Annotated in this window: 23 protein-coding genes; 16 read left to right on the top strand and 7 right to left on the bottom strand. The window is 40.2% G+C overall.

All coding sequences use genetic code 11. The features are described 5' to 3' along the window. Positions 1–37: 37 nt before the first annotated feature. The 4 genes from AC2INI_RS03510 to AC2INI_RS03495 all read right to left on the bottom strand — a co-directional run bounded on the left by AC2INI_RS03510 (position 38) and on the right by AC2INI_RS03495 (position 4,739). A complete protein-coding gene (locus tag AC2INI_RS03510) occupies positions 38–1,630 on the bottom strand; it encodes a BCCT family transporter (RefSeq protein ID WP_486305360.1) in 1,593 nt (530 codons plus the stop codon). 99 nt (positions 1,631–1,729) lie between these two features. Next, on the bottom strand, positions 1,730–2,719 hold the full coding sequence (locus AC2INI_RS03505; RefSeq protein ID WP_122035874.1) for a membrane dipeptidase: 990 nt from the start codon (positions 2,717–2,719) through the stop codon (positions 1,730–1,732). A gap of 56 nt (positions 2,720–2,775) precedes the next feature. After that, positions 2,776–4,239, bottom strand: a complete 1,464-nt coding sequence (locus AC2INI_RS03500) for an aldehyde dehydrogenase family protein (protein ID WP_122035876.1) — start codon at positions 4,237–4,239, stop codon at positions 2,776–2,778. Between the two features lie 89 nt (positions 4,240–4,328). Continuing rightward, on the bottom strand, positions 4,329–4,739 hold the full coding sequence (locus AC2INI_RS03495; RefSeq protein WP_371413440.1) for a RidA family protein: 411 nt from the start codon (positions 4,737–4,739) through the stop codon (positions 4,329–4,331). Positions 4,740–4,881: 142 nt separating this feature from the next. Here AC2INI_RS03495 and AC2INI_RS03490 point away from each other — a divergent pair, with 142 nt between their 5' ends. Then, entirely contained in the window at positions 4,882–5,766 is an 885-nt protein-coding gene (locus AC2INI_RS03490) for a LysR family transcriptional regulator (protein WP_045101431.1), read from the top strand. Between the two features lie 68 nt (positions 5,767–5,834). Here the strand turns inward: AC2INI_RS03490 and gmhB are convergent, their stop codons facing one another. Further along, complete coding sequence (gmhB, locus tag AC2INI_RS03485; protein WP_045101430.1) at positions 5,835–6,386, bottom strand: D-glycero-beta-D-manno-heptose 1,7-bisphosphate 7-phosphatase; 552 nt, start codon at positions 6,384–6,386, stop codon at positions 5,835–5,837. A 242-nt stretch (positions 6,387–6,628) separates the two neighbouring features. On the opposite strand from gmhB, the gene metN reads away from it, so the two are divergent. From metN to AC2INI_RS03470, 3 genes are read left to right on the top strand one after another with little or no spacing between them, the layout of a single operon-like run. Continuing rightward, a complete protein-coding gene (gene metN, locus AC2INI_RS03480) occupies positions 6,629–7,663 on the top strand; it encodes a methionine ABC transporter ATP-binding protein MetN (RefSeq protein WP_122035880.1) in 1,035 nt (344 codons plus the stop codon). Beyond that, the gene (locus tag AC2INI_RS03475) at positions 7,653–8,330 is read left to right on the top strand and encodes a methionine ABC transporter permease (RefSeq protein ID WP_061005169.1); all 678 of its coding nucleotides are present in this window, start codon (positions 7,653–7,655) and stop codon (positions 8,328–8,330) included. Before metN ends, AC2INI_RS03475 begins: the two co-directional genes overlap by 11 nt. A 41-nt stretch (positions 8,331–8,371) precedes the next feature. Next, positions 8,372–9,181, top strand: a complete 810-nt coding sequence (locus tag AC2INI_RS03470; RefSeq protein WP_486305359.1) for a MetQ/NlpA family lipoprotein — start codon at positions 8,372–8,374, stop codon at positions 9,179–9,181. 62 nt (positions 9,182–9,243) lie between these two features. Here AC2INI_RS03470 and ykgO read toward each other — a convergent pair whose 3' ends face one another. Both ykgO and AC2INI_RS03460 read right to left on the bottom strand, forming a co-directional pair. After that, the gene (gene ykgO / locus AC2INI_RS03465) at positions 9,244–9,381 is read right to left on the bottom strand and encodes a type B 50S ribosomal protein L36 (protein ID WP_486305358.1); all 138 of its coding nucleotides are present in this window, start codon (positions 9,379–9,381) and stop codon (positions 9,244–9,246) included. After that, positions 9,381–9,638, bottom strand: a complete 258-nt coding sequence (locus AC2INI_RS03460; protein ID WP_061005174.1) for a type B 50S ribosomal protein L31 — start codon at positions 9,636–9,638, stop codon at positions 9,381–9,383. The genes ykgO and AC2INI_RS03460 overlap by 1 nt, the downstream gene beginning before the upstream one ends. A 145-nt stretch (positions 9,639–9,783) precedes the next feature. On the opposite strand from AC2INI_RS03460, the gene tsaA reads away from it, so the two are divergent. From tsaA to ureE, 12 genes are all read left to right on the top strand, one after another. After that, positions 9,784–10,482, top strand: coding sequence for a tRNA (N6-threonylcarbamoyladenosine(37)-N6)-methyltransferase TrmO (tsaA, locus tag AC2INI_RS03455; RefSeq protein ID WP_486305357.1), 699 nt, complete (start codon positions 9,784–9,786; stop codon positions 10,480–10,482). A 149-nt stretch (positions 10,483–10,631) separates the two neighbouring features. After that, positions 10,632–12,347, top strand: coding sequence for a proline--tRNA ligase (locus tag AC2INI_RS03450; RefSeq protein WP_122035886.1), 1,716 nt, complete (start codon positions 10,632–10,634; stop codon positions 12,345–12,347). A 472-nt stretch (positions 12,348–12,819) separates the two neighbouring features. Continuing rightward, positions 12,820–14,424 carry an ABC transporter substrate-binding protein gene (locus AC2INI_RS03445; protein WP_486305356.1) on the top strand — a complete coding sequence of 535 codons (1,605 nt, stop codon included), beginning with the start codon at positions 12,820–12,822 and terminating at the stop codon, positions 14,422–14,424. After that, positions 14,415–15,398 (top strand): ABC transporter permease, encoded by a 984-nt coding sequence (locus tag AC2INI_RS03440; protein ID WP_486305355.1) that lies wholly within the window; start codon positions 14,415–14,417, stop codon positions 15,396–15,398. The genes AC2INI_RS03445 and AC2INI_RS03440 overlap by 10 nt, the downstream gene beginning before the upstream one ends. Positions 15,399–15,414: 16 nt before the next feature. Further along, positions 15,415–16,182 (top strand): ABC transporter permease, encoded by a 768-nt coding sequence (locus AC2INI_RS03435; RefSeq protein ID WP_486305354.1) that lies wholly within the window; start codon positions 15,415–15,417, stop codon positions 16,180–16,182. 1 nt (position 16,183) lies between these two features. Next, positions 16,184–16,945 (top strand): ATP-binding cassette domain-containing protein, encoded by a 762-nt coding sequence (locus AC2INI_RS03430; RefSeq protein WP_486305353.1) that lies wholly within the window; start codon positions 16,184–16,186, stop codon positions 16,943–16,945. Further along, complete coding sequence (locus tag AC2INI_RS03425) at positions 16,929–17,516, top strand: ATP-binding cassette domain-containing protein (RefSeq protein ID WP_486305352.1); 588 nt, start codon at positions 16,929–16,931, stop codon at positions 17,514–17,516. The genes AC2INI_RS03430 and AC2INI_RS03425 overlap by 17 nt, the downstream gene beginning before the upstream one ends. Before the next feature lie 370 nt (positions 17,517–17,886). After that, complete coding sequence (locus AC2INI_RS03420) at positions 17,887–18,750, top strand: urease accessory protein UreD (protein WP_486305351.1); 864 nt, start codon at positions 17,887–17,889, stop codon at positions 18,748–18,750. 15 nt (positions 18,751–18,765) lie between these two features. Then, positions 18,766–19,068 (top strand): urease subunit gamma, encoded by a 303-nt coding sequence (locus AC2INI_RS03415; RefSeq protein WP_122035896.1) that lies wholly within the window; start codon positions 18,766–18,768, stop codon positions 19,066–19,068. 10 nt (positions 19,069–19,078) lie between these two features. Next, positions 19,079–19,432 (top strand): urease subunit beta, encoded by a 354-nt coding sequence (locus AC2INI_RS03410; protein WP_486305350.1) that lies wholly within the window; start codon positions 19,079–19,081, stop codon positions 19,430–19,432. Beyond that, on the top strand, positions 19,432–21,135 hold the full coding sequence (gene ureC / locus AC2INI_RS03405) for an urease subunit alpha (RefSeq protein ID WP_486305349.1): 1,704 nt from the start codon (positions 19,432–19,434) through the stop codon (positions 21,133–21,135). Before AC2INI_RS03410 ends, ureC begins: the two co-directional genes overlap by 1 nt. A 71-nt stretch (positions 21,136–21,206) precedes the next feature. Then, positions 21,207–21,695 carry an urease accessory protein UreE gene (ureE, locus tag AC2INI_RS03400; protein WP_486305348.1) on the top strand — a complete coding sequence of 163 codons (489 nt, stop codon included), beginning with the start codon at positions 21,207–21,209 and terminating at the stop codon, positions 21,693–21,695. Positions 21,696–21,706 lie beyond the last annotated feature (11 nt).

Below are 21,706 nucleotides of genomic sequence, written 5' to 3'. Positions count from 1 at the left end.
CGTATTTACCGCTCTTGCTTCACGTTATTGAGGGAGTTTAGAGGCCCTGTTCCTTTGCCATCTTCATTGCTATTTGTGGTGCGTTCCACAATGAAGGGAGCAAAATTAAAGATACGGGGACGGCGGTAATAACAATAAAAGACTGCAATGCTGAAATGCCACCAGATCCAAGGGAGATTAAGATGATCGCCGTCACCCCCATCATCACACCCCAGAAGGTTCTGATAATGGCATTAGGCTCGGTCTCACCACTAACAACGACACTGATGGTGTAGGTCATTGAATCCCCAGTTGTCACAATAAAAATAGTGGTTAAGATTAAAAACAAAATAGACATAACCATTGGCATCGGTAGCTGTGAAGTTACGGCAAGTAATGCTCCTGGTAAGTTAAACCCTTCAAAGGCTTTACTGACACTACCTGGTTCAGCAATTTCAAAAGCCAACCCAGAACCACCTACAATCGTGAACCAAAAACACGTAACAAGTGGCGCCACAATACTGATTGTCGTAACCAACTGGCGAATGCTGCGCCCTCTTGAGATACGAGCAATAAATATGGCCATCATCGGACCGTACCCTAAGAACCATCCCCAGAAGAAAACCGTCCACCAGCTTAACCAACCTTCATCACCTCGGTATGTCGCCATTGGAATGAAGTTATTAATCATGCTTCCCACACCTTGGATATAACCGTTTACAATGAAGTTTGTAGGTCCAAAGATAAGGATATAAAACATTAATGCAGATGCTAAAATAACGTTATATCGACTCAGCATTTGCATACCACGATTCAAGCCACTCAGTGCCGATATGGTATATAAAGCGATAGCAAATAAGATGATAATAAATTGCGTAGTAAAGCCATCTGGAATATCAAACAGAGCGTTTAACGCGTAGCTCACTTGTAAACCTAAAAAGCCAATAGGACCAATGGTTCCTGCTGCAACCGCAACAATACAGCATGCATCAATCAGAGCTCCGGTATGCCCTTTGAGTACTCGCTCTCCAAAAACAGGATAAAGTAAGATCCTTGGCTTTAGTGGTAGCCCCTTATCATAATGAAGGTGCATAACAACGATAGAAGTTAGACTTCCCACAATAGACCATGCTAAGAACCCCCAGTGCATAAAAGATTGTGATAAGGCGTTCACCGCACCTTGTTGGGCATCGACTTGCGCACCATACAATGGTGGAGGATTAACAAAGTGAGCAATCGGTTCTGCAGCAGCCCAAAAAACACCGCCCCCAGCTAATAAGGTACAAAAGATAATCGCCATCCAACGAAAACCATCCATCTCTGGCTTATCAATCCCTCCTAAGATCACTCGCCCAGTACGCCCCGCAGCAAGCCCAATACCAATAAGAAAGGTAAGTAACAATAGTAATTGCCAGTAAGGACCAAAGACTTTTACTGCCCAAGCAAAACCTGTGTTTACAATGGTAGACAGCAGTTCACTATCAACTAAAGCGATTAAAACAAATGCGGCAATAAAACCACCGCTATACCATAAGGCAGGGTTATTAAGCCCTAATTTTTCCGCGGTTGTTTCACTATATTGTGCTTTTCTCGTTCCTTTTTGCTCTGTACTCTTGCTTGACTCTTTCACGCTATTCATTAAATCAGACATACTCTGACTCCAGGGTATTCTTTGCAGCTGCAAAGGTGTATTTACCACCGACTCTATTATTTTTATATTGAATCGGCTGCTCCATGTATGGGTCTCGCTTTACGAAATAGGCTCTAGTCCTTGTTGTAAAAAGTTAAACCAATTTTCACCCAGAACTTTCCCAGCTTCCGGTTCACTGAATCCGTGACGCATTAATCCATTGTAAATATTTTCCATGCCAGCACTACCGCAAAACCACGGCAGCGCATCTGGCCAACCTGAATTACTCGCTGACCCTTCACCATAATTCATCGCTTTTGACCAACGACCATTACGCATCCACTCCAACACTTCTTGTGGTTGGTTTAAGCATAAATCACTGCCAATACCTAAGTGTTCTATTCCGACCATATCGGCAGTTGTTGCTACCATTTGGCAAAAATCATCTAGGCTACATTGACTGCCATTTGGTAAATGAAATGGGTACAAACTAAAACCAAGTAATCCACCACGTTCTGCTAATGCTTTAATTACCGTGTCTGATTTATTACGTAATGCATCATGAGCAAAAGAAGGATTGGCATGACTAATACAAATAGGCCGTGACGATAAATCAATCGCTTCAAGGGTTGAACGCTCCGCACTGTGAGACATATCGACGATCATCCCTACACGGTTCATCTCTTCAATCACTTGCTGACCAAAACGAGTAATGCCAGTATCATTTTTTTCATAACATCCTGTCGCGAGTAGACTTTGGTTGTTATAGGTCAATTGCATGATCAACAACCCTTGTTGACGCATAACTTCAACTAAACCAATTTCATCTTCAATGGGAGAGCAATTTTGTGCGCCAAAGAAAATACCTACTTTTCCTTTCGCTTTTGCTTCTTCAATATCTGCCATTGAATAGACTGGCATTATAAGATCTGCATTTTGCTCAAAGCGTAAGTTCCACTCAGCAAAACGACTCAACGTTTCTCGTGCGTTTTCGTGGTACACCATGGTGGCGTGAACCGCTGTAATGCCACTGGCTTTTAGAGTCTGAAAATACTCTCTATCCCAATTGCAGTATTGCAAACCATCGATAACAATCCGTTGTTGATACATAACACGCTCCTTATTTCATTTCAGTTTCATCTAGTTGAGTAGATTTTCCATCCATTTTAATAAGGACGTTGATAAGCCGTTTTCACTACCGTATAAAATTCTTTTGCGTATTGACCTTGCTCTCGTGGACCAAAACTTGATTCTTTACGACCACCAAATGGCACATGGTAGTCCGTACCCGCTGTTGGTAAATTGACCATTACACAGCCCGTTTGCGCTTGTTGCTTGAATAAAGCACTGGTACGTAAACTTTGCGTAATGATGCCGCCTGTTAAGCCAAAACGAGTGTCATTGGTCGTTGCAATTGCTTCCTCTAAATCAGACACGCGGATCACACTTGCCATGGGTGCAAATACTTCTTCTTGGTTTACTTCCCATTTATTGTCCGTATTAATAAACAGAGTTGGCGACATGTAGTACCCATCATGAGCAAGATTTAAACGCTCACCACCAAATGCTAATTCAGCGCCGCTTTGACGTGCATTTTCAATCCATCCAAAATTCGCATCCAACTGATTACCGTCAACCACAGGCCCCATAAATACGCCATCTTCCAGTGCGTGCCCGACTTTTAATTCACTCATACGCTTGATTAGCGCGTCTACGTAAGCATCGTGAATGCCATCCATAACAACCAAACGAGACGACGCGGTACACTTCTGACCTGCGCCAGAAAAAGAACCAGCAATTGTCGCTTCCACCGCGGTTTGAATATCCGCATCATCAGCAATAACCAGCGCATTTTTACTGCCCATTTCTAATTGGCAACGTACAAAGTTTGGCGCGGTAGCCGTTGCTACTTTACGTCCCGTATCAACTGATCCCGTAAAGCTCACGCCATTGATCTCTTTTGAATTAATAAGCGCATTACCCACCTGAGAGCCATTACCTAATACCAGATTAAAAGTACCTTCAGGTAGGCCTTGACGATGAATAATTTCAGTTAGGGCAACCGCACTTGCAGGTGTTAAATTCGCAGGCTTCCAGATCACACTGTTGCCAAATGCCAATGCAGGGGCAATTTTCCAAGCTGCGGTTGCTGTCGGGAAATTCCAAGGAGAAATCACCGCAATCACCCCAACGGCTTCACGCGTCACTTCAACAGAAACACCCGGTCTGACAGAATCTGCGCTATCACCAATTTGACGTAATACTTCGGCTGCAAAATATTGGAAAAACTGACCAGCACGATAAATTTCACCACGCCCTTCCATAAAAGGTTTGCCTTCTTCACTTGAAAGCAAACGCCCTAATTCATCACAACGTGCAATTAACTCATCACCAATCGCCTGCAATACTGCTTGTTTACGCTCTAGTGGGGTCTTCTCCCATTCTGGTTGTGCTTTTTTTGCTGCAGAAATCGCATCTTGAACTTGGCGCTCACTTGCTTGAGCAAAATGGCCTAAGTTCTGCGTGATATCTGATGGGTTAATGTTTGCTATCGTACTGATACCAGATTGCCACTCACCACCAATGTATAATGATTTTTCCGCTTGGATAATTTGCGCTTGAACTGTCATGCTATCTTCCTTGTTCTAAGATTTATTGCTTTCAAAAATAAACAATAAATAATCTAATTCGTTAATATTAAATGAGGGTGAATTTAACGTTATTCTGATTGAACAGCTGCATAAACAACCAACTCAACTAACATTTCTTCACGAGCTAACCCTGCGACAATCATTGCTGCACGGTTTGGATAAGGGGCGTTAAAGTATTCTGCATACACTTTATTTACGGTGGCGAGATACTCTCTGTCAGTGACATAAATCAATACTTGCAGAACGGAATCTAACGACTCTCCCGCACACTCTAATGTGTGAACTAAGTTATCTAGAGTTTGACGAGTTTGTGCTTCAATCCCTCCTTCGACCACCATTCCTGATTGATCAATCGGAATCTGAGCCGTATATAAAGTGCCATTATTTACAACTGCCCACTCAAGAGGTGCTTTTGATGCAAATAGCTCGGTTTTTACTGCATGCTTTTTCATTTTAGTCGTCACTCTCTTAATTACCATGTAATAACAATGTTTCAATATAGTTAAATAATGCACATTGACAGATGATAAATCTAACGGTAAATTTTTTACATTCGATAAGAAAAACTAATCACTTTGGTAAGAGTTCGATAAATAAAGGGCTGACAAGGAAGGAGGATAAATGAGTATCAAGCTACAACAATTGAAACACTTTACTTTAGTCGTAGAAGAAGGAGGCTTTCGTGCTGCATCAAATCGTGCAAATCGTTCTCAAGCGGCGTTATCAACCTCAATTAAAGAACTTGAACGTATTTTAGAACAACCTTTATTTGAAGCTGGTAATAAATCGAAATTAACGCCTTTTGGAGAGATCTGCTTTCCTAAAATAAAACAGTTCTTAGGGGTTTATGAACAGCTAACCAACGATTTACGTGCCGATGCGGCAGGCCAACAAGGACGGGTCCGTATCGCAAGTGTTCCTTCTGTTGCTGCAAAATTAATCCCGAGTGTACTGGGGGCGTTTAGTGAGAAGTACCCAAATGTGGAAGTCAGTTTAATTGATGATAATGCCGCCGCTGTTGAAGCAAGGTTATTATCTGGCGAGGTCGATTTAGCGTTAGGGAATTACTCGCAATTAGAAGAGGAAGCGATTCACTTTACTCCGCTTATCGCCGATCCTATTGGGGTGGTGTGCTTAAAAGATCATCCGATTGCCAATAACCTCGACGGTGTTGAATGGCAGGCATTACTCCCATACCCTTTTATTAAGAACGGGACTTGCTCTTTACTTAATTCCACTCCTGCTCACGTACTTAGCCAACAAGCCCTCTACTCTGTAGAGAATATCACCTCATTGTTTTCAATATTAGAACTCGGTATTGGAATTACGACCTTACCCAAATTAGCCTTCCCAACCAATGAAACCCGTTTAGTCTGGATCCCTTTGATTGATCCACCACTAGAACGACAAATTGGAATATTTCAGTTAGCAGGCAGAACCATCTCACCACAAGCTCAGCAATTCTATGAACTGTGCGTTGAGTACTTAAATTATCAAAAAGAATAACCAATAAAAAAGCCTACAAACAAAAAGTCTGTAGGCTTTCTAAAATTACCGTCGTATGCTTTATTTAATTAAGCAAACAAAAACTTAGGCACATCCGCAATGCTATCAAGAACCGTTGTTGCTAACGCTTCACCTTCTTCAGTTACTGGCTTACCTGTGCGAACAAGAATACGAGTACCAACACCCGCCGCCTGTGCTGCCATCATGTCTTCTTTCTTATCACCAATCATCACAGAGTTTTCCATGTCGATATCTAAGAAAGTTTGAGCAGAAATAAACATGCCTGGGTTTGGTTTACGGCAATCACACACTTCTTTGTATTGCTCTACCGTTGCTTCAGGGTGGTGTGGGCAGTAATAGATACCATCAAAGTCGATGTCGTTTTCAGCAAAATTCCAATCCATCCACTCTGTCAGTGTTTCAAATTGCTCTTCTGTAAACATGCCACGAGCAATGCCTGATTGGTTTGTTACCAATACCAGTAGGTAACCCATGTCTTTGCATTTTTTAACAGCATTAAATACACCATCAATGTATTCAAAGTCATCACGTTTATGAACATAGCCACGATCAACGTTAATCACGCCGTCTCTATCAAGAAATACTGCTGGTTTAGACAAGGTGAAACCCTCTATTATAATCAAATCGGTTAATAAAAAATTATCGCACGCTTTTCATTTCTTAGCATCTTATTTATACGTTTAGCCGTCTAGACGTAAAAATATCTATTGACTTAAATCAATATCCGAAATAGCATCAGTAGGATATAAAAAATGAGAGATTGCTCAGATTTTTTAACCTTTGCCATCTTTCTATTTACATTAGCTCTCTATTTTACAAAAAATGCAGTTCAAGGCGAATCATGATTGAAATAAACCGCGTTAATAAGGTGTTTTATCAAGGTGCAAAGGAAATTAATGCCCTTAAAGATATTAACCTACATATTGCCCAAGGCACCATTTTTGGTGTAATTGGCTCATCAGGTGCAGGGAAAAGTACACTGATACGCTGTGTAAACATGCTAGAGAAGCCAACAAATGGTGAAGTTATTGTTGATGGTGTTGATTTAACTAAGCTGTCTTCAAGCGAATTAAGTAAAGCTCGTCGTAATATTGGGATGATCTTCCAACACTTTAACCTTCTTGCTTCACGAACTGTATTTGAAAACGTAGCTCTACCTTTAGAGTTAGCGGGTAAATCAAAACAAGACATTCAAAAGAAAGTAAATGAGCTGCTCGATCTTGTTGGTTTGTCTGACAAACACAACACCTACCCTGCGAATTTAAGTGGTGGGCAAAAACAACGTGTAGCGATTGCTCGTGCACTTTCAACGGATCCAAAAGTATTGCTTTGCGACGAGGCAACCAGTGCGCTTGATCCTGCGACAACAAAATCGATTTTAGAGCTGATTAAAGATCTAAACCGTAAATTAAACATCACGATTTTAATCATCACGCATGAAATGGAAGTTGTAAAAAGCATCTGTCATCAAGTGGCGATTATCGGTGGTGGTGAATTGGTTGAAAAAGGCATTGTAAGCGATATTTTTGCTCACCCTAAGACCAAGCTTGCACAAGAGTTTATCCGTGCCACATTAGATTTATCGATTCCTGATGATTTCAAATCTCGTCTTCAAGAAACCTATGTAGAAGGCAGTTACCCTCTTATTCGTTTGGAATTTACTGGTGCGAGTGTTGATGCTCCTGTGATTAGTCAAATATCTCGCGAATTTGATATTGATATCAGTATATTAAACGCAGATATTGATTATGCAGGCGGCGTTAAATTCGGCCTTATGCTAGCGGAATTTTTCGGTAACCCAGAATCAACAGAGCAAGCAATTGCATTCTTACGCAATCATCACGTAAAAGTAGAGGTATTAGGTTATGTCATTTGATGTGATTTCTGCATGGCTTGATTTAAACAGCAAGCTGTTATTAAACGCAACAGGCGAAACGCTTTATATGGTTGCGGTTGCTGGTATTGTAGGTTTTGCTATTGGTATCCCTCTTGGTGTTGTTTTACATATCACCAAAAAAGGCGGCTTAATGGAAAACACTGCATTTAACAGTGTGCTTGGCGCTATTGTAAACGTAGGTCGTTCAGTGCCTTTCTTGGTTCTAATGGTTGCCATTATTCCAGTAACAAAATTGATTGTTGGTAGCTTTATTGGTACGACAGCGGCAATCGTTCCACTGACTATTGGTGCTATCCCATTTGTGGCTCGTCTGATTGAAGGCGCATTAATTGAAGTACCAAGTGGCTTAGTTGAAGCAGCACAATCTATGGGCGCAACACCGCTACAAATTATTACTAAAGTATTGCTTCCTGAAGCACTACCAACAATCTTAAATGCGGTGACTATCACTCTAGTAACGCTAGTTAGCTACTCTGCAATGGCAGGTACGGTTGGCGGTGGTGGTTTAGGTGATGTTGCTATTCGATATGGTTTCCACCGTTATGATTTAACTATCATGGCTGTGACTGTTGTAATGCTGATTGTTTTGGTGCAAATCATTCAATCTGTAGGTGATGCTTTAGTTAAGAAAGTTGATCATCGTTAATCTAATTTTTATATATGGAATTCATTTTTAAGGAGTAAATAATGAAATTGAACCTAAAAACACTGGCAGCAGCTGCTGGCCTAGCATCAACACTAATTCTAACTGGCTGTGGCCAAGAAGAAGCAAACACAAACCTAATTAAAGTAGGTGTAATGGCAGGTGCTGAAGCGCAAGTTGCAGAAGTAGCCGCTAAAGTTGCAAAAGAACAATACGGTCTTGATGTTGAGCTAGTGACATTTACCGATTACGTAACACCAAACGCTGCGTTGGATGATGGTTCTATCGACCTAAATGCATTCCAACACAAGCCATACCTTGATCAACAAGTGGCTGACCGCGGCTACAAAATTGAAGTTGCTGGTAATTCATTTGTTTACCCAATTGCAGGTTACTCTAAGCAAGTAACGTCGGTTGACCAAATTGAAGATGGTGCACGTATTGCTGTACCAAACGATCCAACTAACCTTGGTCGCTCTCTTCTTCTGCTTCAAGAACAAGGTCTAATCACATTACGTGATGGTTCAGGTCTTGCTGCAACGGTTCGTGATATTACGGCTAACCCTAAAAACATCACAATTGTTGAACTAGATGCTGCACAACTTCCTCGTTCTCTTGATGACGTTGCTCTATCTGTAATCAACACAACTTACGCAAGTAGCCTGAACCTTACACCAGAGAAAGATGGCATCTTTGTTGAAGATAAAGAATCTCCATACGTAAACCTAATTGTTGGCCGTACTGATAACGTAAATACTGAAAACGTAAAGACGTTTGTTAAAGCGTACCAATCAGACGAAGTTTACCAAGCTGCTCTAAAAACATTTAAAGGCGGCGTAGTTAAAGGTTGGTAATTCCTCTTTTGACTTAATCAAACCTAAAAAGGTTGGCAGTGATGCCAACCTTTTTTTATATCTTACTTTTTCTTCTTCCCTTGAACCGCTTTAAATCGAGGATTAGTTTTACAAATAACAAAAATTCGCCCTTTTCGCTTTACGATTTGACAATCTTTATGTCTAGATTTAGCACTTTTCAATGAGTTTAATACTTTCATTATACTTTCCCTTTTAATGCACCAAATCGACGATTGAAGTTTGCAACTCGACCTTCAGTGGATACCACTCTTTGCTCACCGGTATAAAACGGGTGTGATTCAGAAGAGATATCTAATGTCATATAAGGGTATTCCTTACCATCTTCCCATGTCATTTTTCTATCTGTCTGCAATGTAGATCCAATAAGGAAGTATTTATTCACACTCGTATCGTGGAAAATAACCTTTCTGTATTCTGGGTGAATACCTTCTTTCATCTTTTTCTCCATATCAAATTACGCACCAATTGTTATGTTATAACATAACAATTATCATTTGAGAACTATTATCATCTAAAGTAAAAAAGTGCCTTTTCATTACTTATGATAAAATTCAGTCATATTCACCGTTGAGCTTACATAAATGACTTATCACATCGATCCTGTTGGTTTTATCCAATCACCTTACAAAGAAAAGTTTGCGGTTCCTCGTCAACCTCGCTTAGCGCCTAGTGCCACATCTCGCCTAAAACTGGTAGGCGATGCTAATTCACCAGAAGCCGTTCGTGGAATTGAGCAGTTCTCTCATTTATGGCTTCTTTTCTTATTTGACCAAAATCTCGATGCGGGATGGAGACCAACGGTTCGTCCACCACGTTTAGGTGGAAACGAACGTATTGGCGTATTTGCTTCACGAGCGACCTTTCGCCCAAATGGCATTGGTATGTCTGCGGTTGAATTAAAAGGCGTTGTTCAAGAAGGCAATCAAACCTATTTAGAATTGGGCAGCGTTGATTTAGTGGATAACACGCCAATCATAGACATTAAACCTTACATCCCTTATTCCGATTCTATCCCTGATGCTTTAGGTGGTTTTGCCGAAAATGAACCCAATGTTCTTAATGTGTATTTATCGATAGAGGCCCAAAAATCACTTAGCTCACACCCACAAAGAACACATATTGAAGCGGTGATAAAAGAAGTACTTGGGCAAGATCCTCGTCCTGCTTATAAAAAAGGAAAAGCAGATACTAAGGAATACGCGGTAAATTTGTTTGATTTGAACGTAAAATTCACTGTAGATAGCAATTCCATCACGGTAACTGCAATTGATCGCTTTTGAGATCGCTTTTAGGCTGATATCATAGAGGGCTTAATTTTAGATTTGACTCCATTCTGATTAAAGAATTGGCCCAAGCTAAAATTGACCTCTCGATTTAACTGTTTAAATCGAGGTATTCCAATATTCATAACTAACAAATGGATGAAAACATGCGCACTAGCAAATACCTTCTTTCAACACTGAAGGAGACTCCAAACGACGCAGAAGTAGTGAGCCACCAGCTCATGCTACGTGCAGGTATGATCCGTCGTCTAGCTTCAGGTTTATATACTTGGCTACCGACAGGTCTACGTGTATTGCGTAAAGTCGAAAATATCGTTCGTCAAGAGATCGACAATGCAGGTGCAATCGAAACTTTGATGCCCGTAGTTCAACCGTTTGAGCTTTGGGAAGAGACAGGCCGTTCTGAAAAGATGGGTCCTGAACTACTTCGCTTTACTGACCGTCATGTTCGTCCGTTTGTACTTAGCCCAACAGCAGAAGAGGTTATCACTAGCCTTGTTCGTAACGAAGTTAACTCTTACAAACAACTTCCGCTAAACCTATACCAAATTCAGACTAAATTCCGTGATGAACGTCGTCCACGCTTTGGCGTAATGCGTGCACGTGAATTCTGCATGATGGATGCGTACAGCTTTGATATCGACAAAGAAGGCTTGCAAAAGTCTTACGATGCAATGCACGATGCTTACTGTAAAGCATTTGACCGTATGGGTCTTGAGTACCGTCCAGTATTGGCTGACTCAGGCGCTATCGGCGGCAGTGGTTCTCAAGAGTTCCACGTACTTGCAGAAAGCGGCGAAGATTTGATCGCATTCTCAACAGAATCTGATTACGCAGCTAACATCGAAAAAGCAGAAGCTCTAGCACCAACTACTGAACGTGCTGCTCCTACTCAAGAGATGACAACGGTTGATACACCAAACGCAAAAACAATTGCAGAATTGGTTGAGCAACACGGCATCGCAATTGAAAAAACAGTGAAAACATTATTTGTTAAAGCATCTGATGAAGTTGACGCTGATATCATTGCTCTTATCATCCGTGGTGATCACGAGCTTAACGAAGTTAAAGCTGAAAACCTTCCACAAGTGTTATCTCCACTAGAGATGGCTGACGAAGCACAACTTCGTGATCTAATCGGTGCTGGTGCTGGTTCTCTTGGTCCTGTTGGCCTAGAACTGCCATTCATCGTTGACCGCTCTGTTGCAGTAATGAGTGACTTTGGTACAGGCGCAAATATCGATGGTAAGCACTTCTTTGGTGTGAACTGGGAGCGTGATGTACAGCTTGGTCAAGTTGAAGACCTACGTAACGTTGTTGAAGGCGATCTAAGCCCATGTGGTCAAGGTACTCTACAACTGAAACGCGGTATCGAAGTCGGTCACATCTTCCAATTAGGTACAGCCTACTCAGAAGCAATGAACTGTGGCGTACTTGATGCTAACGGTAAAAACTCTATCCTTGAGATGGGTTGTTACGGTATCGGTGTTTCACGTGTTGTTGCATCAGCTATCGAGCAAAACAATGACGAATACGGCATTGTATGGCCAGAAGCGCTTGCACCATTTACGGTTGCTATCGTTCCAATGAACATGTACAAATCTGACCGCGTTAAAGAAGCAGCAGAAAAACTGTATGCAGAATTAACAGCGATGGGTATCGACGTTCTATTTGATGACCGTAAAGAGCGCCCAGGTGTTATGTTCAAGGATATCGAACTTATCGGTATTCCACATACTGTAGTGATCGGTGATCGCAGCATGGACGAAGGTAACTTTGAATATAAGAACCGTCGTGCAAACACAAAAGAAGTCGTAGAAATTGCAAACATCGTTGAGCACATTAAAGCTCAATTAAGCTAATTTCATCACCTTTTAAATACCAAAGGCTAAGTAAATTTACTTAGCCTTTTTTATATCTATGAAATAAATTTCCATTTTATTATTTACCCCTTGTTATGACTTAATCTACTGATAGAATTTATCTCAACAAAGCCATACTCTTTTATTACCGTTGTTCTACGGTTTTATGGCTTTATATATCTTACAGTTTTATAGTCTTGTAGCTCTTTGGTGTACCTTACCTATCTTTGTAAATTCACCAGATGCGATCTATTTTTTCTTACCAGTTAAGTCTATACATAGTTGTCCTATTCTCGTTATAAATATCATTGCTTCTTTATTAACAATGCTTATTACTATGTTGAGTAGAACTTAATAGCCTAAATAACCCTTTCTGTGTAATTCAACTAGATCACTACTTTATTTCTAATGCAGATCGTAAATGCGCTCTTTCATTTACCTGCACTCACTTTCTTTATATTGGAAACAAGTTGTGAATATATTATCTAATTTAATAAATAGAAAATTAATACTACCCCGCTTTCTATTTATATTACCTTTATTTCTTTCCGTCGGTTTTGCATCTCAAGCCTTTGCAGATAGTAATCAGCCTGATACCTTAAAAGTCGCATTAGGTGGTGAACCAACAACCGGATTTGATCCTATTTTAGGTTGGGGGAAATATGGTAATCCATTATTTCAATCTACATTATTGAAAAGAGACAATAAATTAAATTTTGTGGGTGATTTAGCTACAAAGTGGCGTTTGACTAACGAGAACCTAACTTGGATCGTCACACTTAGAGATGATGTCCTATTTAGTGATGGTAAACCACTCACCGCTGAAGATGTCGCCTTCACATACAATCAAATTCTGACTCAAAGCAGTACTCACGATCTCAGTGCATTAAAAGTAGCTGAACCTTTAACACCTTACTCCGTCGCTTTTCATTTAAAAAGACCCGACATTACTTTTTTAGACCGATTATCCTCAATTGGAATCGTACCTAAACACGTCTACGAAAAACAAAATCATAATGGCTTTCGTTACGGCCAACATCCCATCGGTTCAGGCCCTTACATATTGACTCAATGGGAAAGGAATCAATTTGTAAGTATGAAATTTAATCCACTTTACTACGCTAAAAAGCCAAAGTTTAAAAAACTTATTGCGGTTTTTGGTAGTGAAGAGTCACGCTTTATGCAATTAAAGACCCATCAATTGCAGTTAAGCGTCATACCTCAACGTTATGCTACTCAGCATATTGATGGATACAAACTCTGGGCAGTGCCAACCCTAGATAATCGCGGTATTGTTTGGCCAATGTCTTATCAAAAAGGTGCTGATATGACTTTTGTTAGTTCAGACCCTGCAATACGTAAAGCGTTTGAATCCCTAATTGATAAACAGCTAATCGTAGACAAATTATTAGATGGTTATGCAACACCTGCTTATTCACTTGCCGACAATATGCCGTGGGGTCTAAATACCACAAAGCTCAAACCAGCCACTATCGATGCGACAAATATACGCAACGTATTGAACCAAGCTGGCTGGTACGACAGTAATAACAACGGTACGATTGATAAGCAAGGTTATGAAGCGTCATTCACTTTACTCTATAAGGCGGGAGACAGCGTTAGAGAACAACTTGCACTAGCAATAAGCTCAATGGCAAAAAAAGTTGGTATACATGTCGATGTCAAAGGCCTTGAATGGAATGTAATCGCTCAACAGATGACGACAACACCCGTCCTTATGGGATTTGGCAGTCACTCTGCTAGTGAAGTAAGGTATGTGTATCATTCTGATTTTGCTAATACTGATTTTTATAATTCAGGAGGATATAAAAACACCATCGTAGATACTGCCATTGATAATGCGTTAAAAGCCGATTCTTGGAATACATCCATCCCATTTTGGCAGCAAGCACAACAGCAAATTCAAAAAGATCGTCCTTGGACATGGCTGGTAAATATAAATCATTTATACCTTGCTAACGATTGCTTAGATTTAGGAACGCCAATGACAGAGCCTCACAATCACGGCTGGCCATTAACCGCTAATATTGAGGAGTGGCGTTGGCAATGTCAGTAATTCACATTAACTCTAACGGTTTCTGTATTGGTCTAGTTCGTCTTGCTCTGCAATTGTGTTTAGCGTTATTAGTAATGACATTACTCTTATCATTATCACCGATAGATCCTATCAGTGCTTATTTTGATGGTAATGCTCTTGCTGTCTTTGGTGATAGAAAAGAGCAATTAATACAACAATTAGGGTTAGACCAAACACTAATAGAGCGTGTACTAACATTTGGCAAAGCGTTATTAAATGGAGAGCTTGGATACTCTCTTCATTATCAACAAGCCGTCAGTGACATTATTTGGCAACGCAGCCAGCACTCTATTTATTTAATGGGGTGGGCCGCTTTACTATCTTTGATACTCGGTTATAGCATTGGGTTAGTTCTTGGCATTAGCCCAAATAATCCTTTCAGTAAAATGATGTCTCAGTTGGCATTGGTGATGAACTCATTACCAAGCTTTTGGATTGGCTTATTATTAATTTCGCTGTTTGCAATTAAGTTATCCTGGATGCCAGCCGGAGGGATCGCTCCTATCGGAGTATCTTCTGATGAACTCAATGTTAGAGAGCAAGCCACTTATTTTATTCTGCCTTTAATGACGCTATGCCTAAGTTTAATTGCTCCTATTATTCTACATACCAAAGAGAAAGTAATTGAAGTTAATAATAGCCAACACGTACATTATGCTCGTATTCATGGCTTATCGACCTTCTCAATTATACGGTTTCATTTAATCAGAAATACTATTGTGCCCGCTCTTGTTATTCAACTGGCTGGCTTTTCAGAGCTTCTTAGTGGCTCTGTTATTGTTGAAACTGTATTTAACTTTCCAGGAATTGGGCAAACCTTAGTAAAGGCTGGATTAAGTGGTGACACGCCACTCTTGTTTGGTATTACTTTGTGCTCTGCACTGTTTGTTTTTACTGGTAATGCTATTGCATCGTTGTTAAGTAGACAGCTTTCTTTATCAACTTCTTTATGATTTAAAGGATCGATTTATGCGACCAACGCATCTTCCTTTATTGCTGTTTTCTCTTTTATTAGTGATCGCTGTTGCATGGCAAAATAATGGGGAAACACTCGATTTATTCAGCAAAAACCTTCAACCAAATTGGCAGTACTGGTTTGGGACTGATTGGCTTGGAAGAGATGTTTTTAGTCGAACATTAAAAGCCTTACTGTTTAGTTTAGCAATGGGGGGGCTATCGTCATTATGCTGCGCTTTTTTATCCATGGGTTTGGCTTTAATTGGCAATATAAATAGTTCATTTAGCTATGCCGTCAATACGTTAGTTGATGCTTGGAGTGCGCTTCCACACTTACTAGTTATGATTGTCTTGTCCGTTTTAGCTGGCGGCGGATTTGAAGGACTTGTGATTGCGATTACGTTTAGTCATTGGCCTAAATTAACTCGTCTACTAAAAATAGAAATCGAGCAGTTACGTAATAAGCCTTATATTTTACACGCATTAGCGTTCGGACATTCAAAGACAAAAAGCTACATTACACACCTGACACCCCATGTCTTGCCACAGATATTGACAGGAACCTTAATTTTATACCCCCAAGCACTTGTCCATGGGGCTGGTTTGACTTTTTTAGGATTAGGCATAGAACCATCCACTCCCTCTATGGGTGGAATGCTTTCTGAAGCAAGCAAGTATCTATTAAGTGGTCAATGGTGGTTAGCCCTGTTCCCTGGCATCGTATTAGTCATTAGCTCACTATTATTAATGTCCATTGGGCAAAAACTAAAAAGAGAATAGCGTGATAGCCCTACAAATAACAAATCTTACTATAAAGCAATGCTCGCAGATAAAACCCTTACTTTCTGGGCTCTCTTTAACCATTAAAAAAGGAGAAGTCCTGGGTATTATAGGCACCAGTGGTAGTGGAAAAAGCGTCTTGATTAACGCATTAATGGGGGTATTACCTCCTACTTTCGAATTATCTGGCTCAATCAAATACGATGAAGAAACTCGAATATCATTAGTACCGCAAAGTGTTGAAGCGCTGAACCCAACCACTAAAATAGGAGATCAGCTCTCGCAATTCGACCCACATAAAAAGTGGTATCGTTCAAAAAATAAAATGCTTATAAACTCAGCACTATCACAAGCTCAGTTGCCGTCAGTTGTTGCAGAGCGGTACCCTTATCAATTATCTGGAGGAATGGCAAAACGAGTAATGTCGGCATTGGCCTTCATTCAAAATACCGACATTATCATTGCTGATGAACCCAGTTGTGGCGTAAATGATGAGTTCGCTCACCCCTTGTTCCAACATTATGCATCGCTCGCTCATGGCCCTAAAAAAAAGGCCATTATTATGGTGAGCCATGATTTAAAGCATGTCATTGATATTGCTGATCGCATTCTTGTTTTACAAAGCACAGATAACAGCGATGCTTTATCCATAATAGAACACACAACACCAAATGAAATCAAACAAGGAAGCAGTCAATGCTATAGCCAAGCTTTATGGCAAGCTCTACCTGAACACTGGAGTCATCATGATTCACTTAACTAATGTCACCGTCCAATATCAATCAACCATACTTAGTCTACCTAACATCGCGATTGACCAAGGCGATATTATCGGCTTAAGTGGAGAGAGTGGCTCGGGAAAATCAACTATTGCGATGTTATTTTCTGGTTTTCTTCTACCAAAAACGGGGCATGTTTGTACCCCTTGCTATGACAAACATACTGCCAATCCTGTGCAATGGGTTGGGCAACACCCTGAGCTTTCTTTTAATCCTAAATGGACGATTTTACGTTCATTAAAGGAAAGTTATCGAGATACAGAATTTGAATCTCGTCTTATCGACTTTAATATTCAAAAAGAATGGCTTACTTGTTACCCAAAACAACTCTCGGGAGGGCAACTCCAACGCCTAGCTCTATTTCGTGCTTTACTACCAACAACTCGTTACTTGTTGTGTGATGAAATCACTGCTCAATTAGATCCACTAACTCAAATATCAATTTGGAAAAGCTTACTTAACTTTTCGACTCGACAAAATATTGGATTATTAGTTATATCTCACGAATCCTCATTATTAAGTTCGATTTGCAAAAAAGTAATTACACTAAATTAAGAACTTTTATTCAGACATAAATGGTATTTAAAAGAATAGTTTTTCACTTATTAACATAATAAAAAAAATGATAAAAAAAACGTGTTTTTTACTTATTTTATCATTGCCAAGTACAAAATATAGGACTACTATCTATTTTGTAAGTCGTTCAAACAATCATCTCTAAAGATAATTTATTTTCACATATTCATGTATACATAAAATAAATTACCTTTACTGTAAAATGAGTAATTTACTCAACACTGCCTAGACTTAGGTAATTACAATTTATTTAAAATTCTTATTTCTCTAGTTTTTAACTGGAGGTGTTTGCTATTTGTTTTCATTATTTCTTTTCTCAAGAAAATATGCCATATCGGCAGGGATAATTATGCTAAAAATAAATACATCGTCTTCTGGTTGGCTGGCTGATATATCCCTTTTCTATGAAAAAAGAGGCTCTAACACCAAACTGGTTCATCGTGAACAAATTGGTCCACTAATGGTTCAACGCCCTTTTTATCCGGAAATAGGGATAGCTCATACTTATCTACTTCACCCACCAGGTGGGGTGGTAGGTGGCGACCAACTAAACATCAACATTCACGTTGCCTCTGAAGCACATTCATTAATAACAACACCTGGGGCAACTAAGTTTTATCGAAGCTCAGGAGCAACATCAACTCAAACCCAACGATTAAGTGTAGATTCCGATGGGTTCTTGGAGTGGTTACCACAGGAAAATATATTTTTCCCAAATAGCCAAGCGCATATAAAGACACAAGTAAATATTCATAAGAACGCACATTTTATTGGCTGGGAAATGAATTGCTTCGGTCGTCCTGTTTTAAATGAAATATTTACACAAGGATTAATCACAGGACGAACCAATATTCAGATTGACGGTAAATTATTACTTTCTGAATCGATTTATATTGATTCAATAAATGAAACTAAACACGCAGCGGGAATGCGAAATTACCCAATGTTTGGCAATCTTTATATCTACCCCGCTTCTGATGTATTAGAAGATAAATTAAGAACACTAATTAATGAACATTTCCATGAACAAACTGGGTTATTTGGCAATAGCGATCCTATTTGTGGAATTACTGAAATTGATGGCTTATTGGTTATCCGTTATTTAGGTTATCAAACAGAGCCGATGATGGCCTGTTTCAGTACTTTATGGCAACACACTCGTCAACATTGGTTAGGAACATTACCCGAAGTCCCGCGCATCTGGGCTACATAATTAGTTGGAATCATCATGGAATTAACACCAAGAGAAAAAGATAAGCTGCTCCTTGCTTCTGCTGGAATGATTGCAGAAAGACGCAAAGCTCGCGGATTAAAATTAAATTACCCAGAAGCGATTGCTTTGATCTGTTTTGAAATAATGGAAGGTGCTCGAGATGGGCGTACCGTGGCTGATTTAATGAATTATGGCAGAACCATCTTAACCGCTGACGATGTAATGGAAGGTATTCCTGAGATGATCCCAGATGTTCAAGTGGAATGTACTTTCCCTGATGGCACTAAACTTGTGTCTATCCACGAACCCATCATTTAAGGAGTTACCAATGATCCCTGGTGAAGTGAAAATTAATAATGAACTTGGCCATATAGAGTTAAATGTAGGGCGAACAACAACCACTCTTTCTGTTGCTAATTATGGCGACCGTCCTATTCAAGTTGGTTCCCATTATCATTTTTACGAAGTTAATGAGTCGCTGCATTTTGACCGTGAACCAACTAGAGGCTTTCGTTTAAATATTCCTGCAGGTATGGCAATTCGCTTTGAGCCTGGCCAACGTAGAACAATTGAATTAGTTGCATTTGCAGGCAAGCGTGAAATCTATGGATTCCAAGGTGCAATCATGGGGCCTTTAGATCCTATCGTTGCAGAACAAACAGAAAATAAAGAGGTTAACTAATGGCTCATATTTCTCGCACAGCTTATGCAAATATGTTTGGGCCGACAACAGGCGACCGACTACGCTTGGCAGATACTGAACTATTTCTAGAAGTAGAAAAAGATTTCACCACCTACGGCGAAGAAGTAAAATTTGGCGGTGGTAAAGTGATCCGTGATGGTATGGGTCAAAGCCAAGTTCTAAATAAAGATTGCGTCGATGTCCTAATTACCAATGCATTAATTGTCGACCATTGGGGGATCGTAAAAGCAGATATCGGCATTAAAGATGGTCGCATCTCAGGCATTGGTAAAGCGGGGAATCCTGATGTTCAGCCTAATATTGATATCGTTGTAGGTCCTGCAACAGAAGTCGTTGCAGGCGAAGGAAAAATAATTACAGCAGGTGGTATTGATACCCATATTCACTTTATCTGTCCTCAACAAGCAGAAGAAGGACTATCATCAGGCTTAACGACCTTTATTGGTGGCGGTACAGGTCCTGTTGCAGGATCGAATGCAACAACAGTAACACCCGGTATTTGGAATATGCACCGTATGCTCGAGGCGGTAGACGAACTACCCATCAACGTTGGTCTCTTTGGTAAAGGTTGCGCAAGTAAACCAGAAGCATTACGTGAACAAATTGAAGCAGGCGCAATGGGATTAAAGCTTCATGAAGATTGGGGCGCAACGCCTGCTGCTATTGATACCTGCCTTACTGTTGCCGATGAGATGGATATTCAAATTGCCATTCATTCAGATACCTTGAATGAAGGTGGTTTTTACGAAGAAACAGTAAAAGCGATTGGGGATCGTGTTATTCACGTTTTCCACACTGAAGGTGCAGGTGGCGGCCACGCTCCTGATGTTATTAAATCTGTTGGCGAAGCTAATATATTACCGGCATCAACTAATCCAACTATGCCGTATACGATTAATACCGTCGATGAGCATTTAGATATGTTAATGGTATGCCACCACTTAGATCCTTCAATTCCTGAAGATGTGGCCTTTGCAGAGTCTCGTATCCGCCGTGAAACCATTGCTGCTGAAGATATTCTTCATGATCTTGGTGCTATTTCAGTAATGTCATCGGACTCACAAGCAATGGGCCGTGTTGGTGAAGTGATTATTCGTACTTGGCAATGTGCGAACAAAATGAAATTACAACGTGGTGCTTTAGAAGGCGATAATGAAAATAGTGATAACAATCGAATTAAGCGATACATAGCTAAATACACCATCAACCCGGCTATTGCTCACGGGATCTCTCATGAAGTCGGTTCAGTTGAAGTAGGGAAATTAGCGGATCTTGTTGTATGGAACCCTGCTTTCTTTGGGGTTAAGCCATCACTAATAATGAAAAGTGGTTTAGTGGCTTATGCGCCAATGGGAGACATCAATGGCGCAATACCAACACCACAACCAGTACATTATCGTCCAATGTATGCGTGCTACGGTAAAGCAATGTACAAGTCATCAATGATATTTATGTCACAAGCCAGTATTAACGCAGGTGTACCTGAAAAACTGAATTTACAAAGCCAAATTGGTGAGGTGAAAGGTTGTCGTAATATCTCGAAAAAATCGATGATCCATAATAGCTATACACCACACATTGAATTAGATAGCCAAACCTATGTAGTAAAAGCCGACGGTGTTCCTCTTGTCTGTGAACCAGCTACAGAATTACCGATGGCACAACGTTATTTCTTATTTTAAATAACTAACCAAAAAACCTCGCTCTGCCAGTTTGCCTATTGCTGGTGGGGCACCTTTTACAGTGAACAATCATGATTAAATTTACTCATCTTGTTCATCATCATGACGCAGATAATCATGATCAGATGAACACCGAAAACACAGTAACACTAACTCTGTGCTTAACCATGTTAGAGCGTACAAAAAGCCGTTTAAAAATCACTTTAAATGATGGATCTGATGCGGGTCTATTTCTACCTCGCGGCACCGTATTAAAAGAACACGACATCGTTGAAAGTGATAATGGTATTCAAGCCAAAATCACCGCTGTAGAAGAGACTGTATCTACCGTGCATAGCGATGATTTACTATTACTTGCTAAAGCGTGTTACCACCTAGGTAATCGCCATGTACCTCTTCAAGTTGAAGCAGGATGGTGTCGCTACTTACACGATCATGTACTTGATGACATGGTGCAACGTTTAGGATTAATAGTAAAAGTTGAACAAGCTAAATATCAACCAGAGCCAGGTGCCTATGGTGGTTCAAGTGCGGGTTCACACGATGGTCATCACCACTAAGCGAGGCCATT

The organism is Aliivibrio friggae (genome assembly GCF_057368515.1).
The sequence above is the reverse complement of the archived record's forward strand: the minus strand, read 5'-3'. Positions and strand labels throughout refer to the sequence as shown.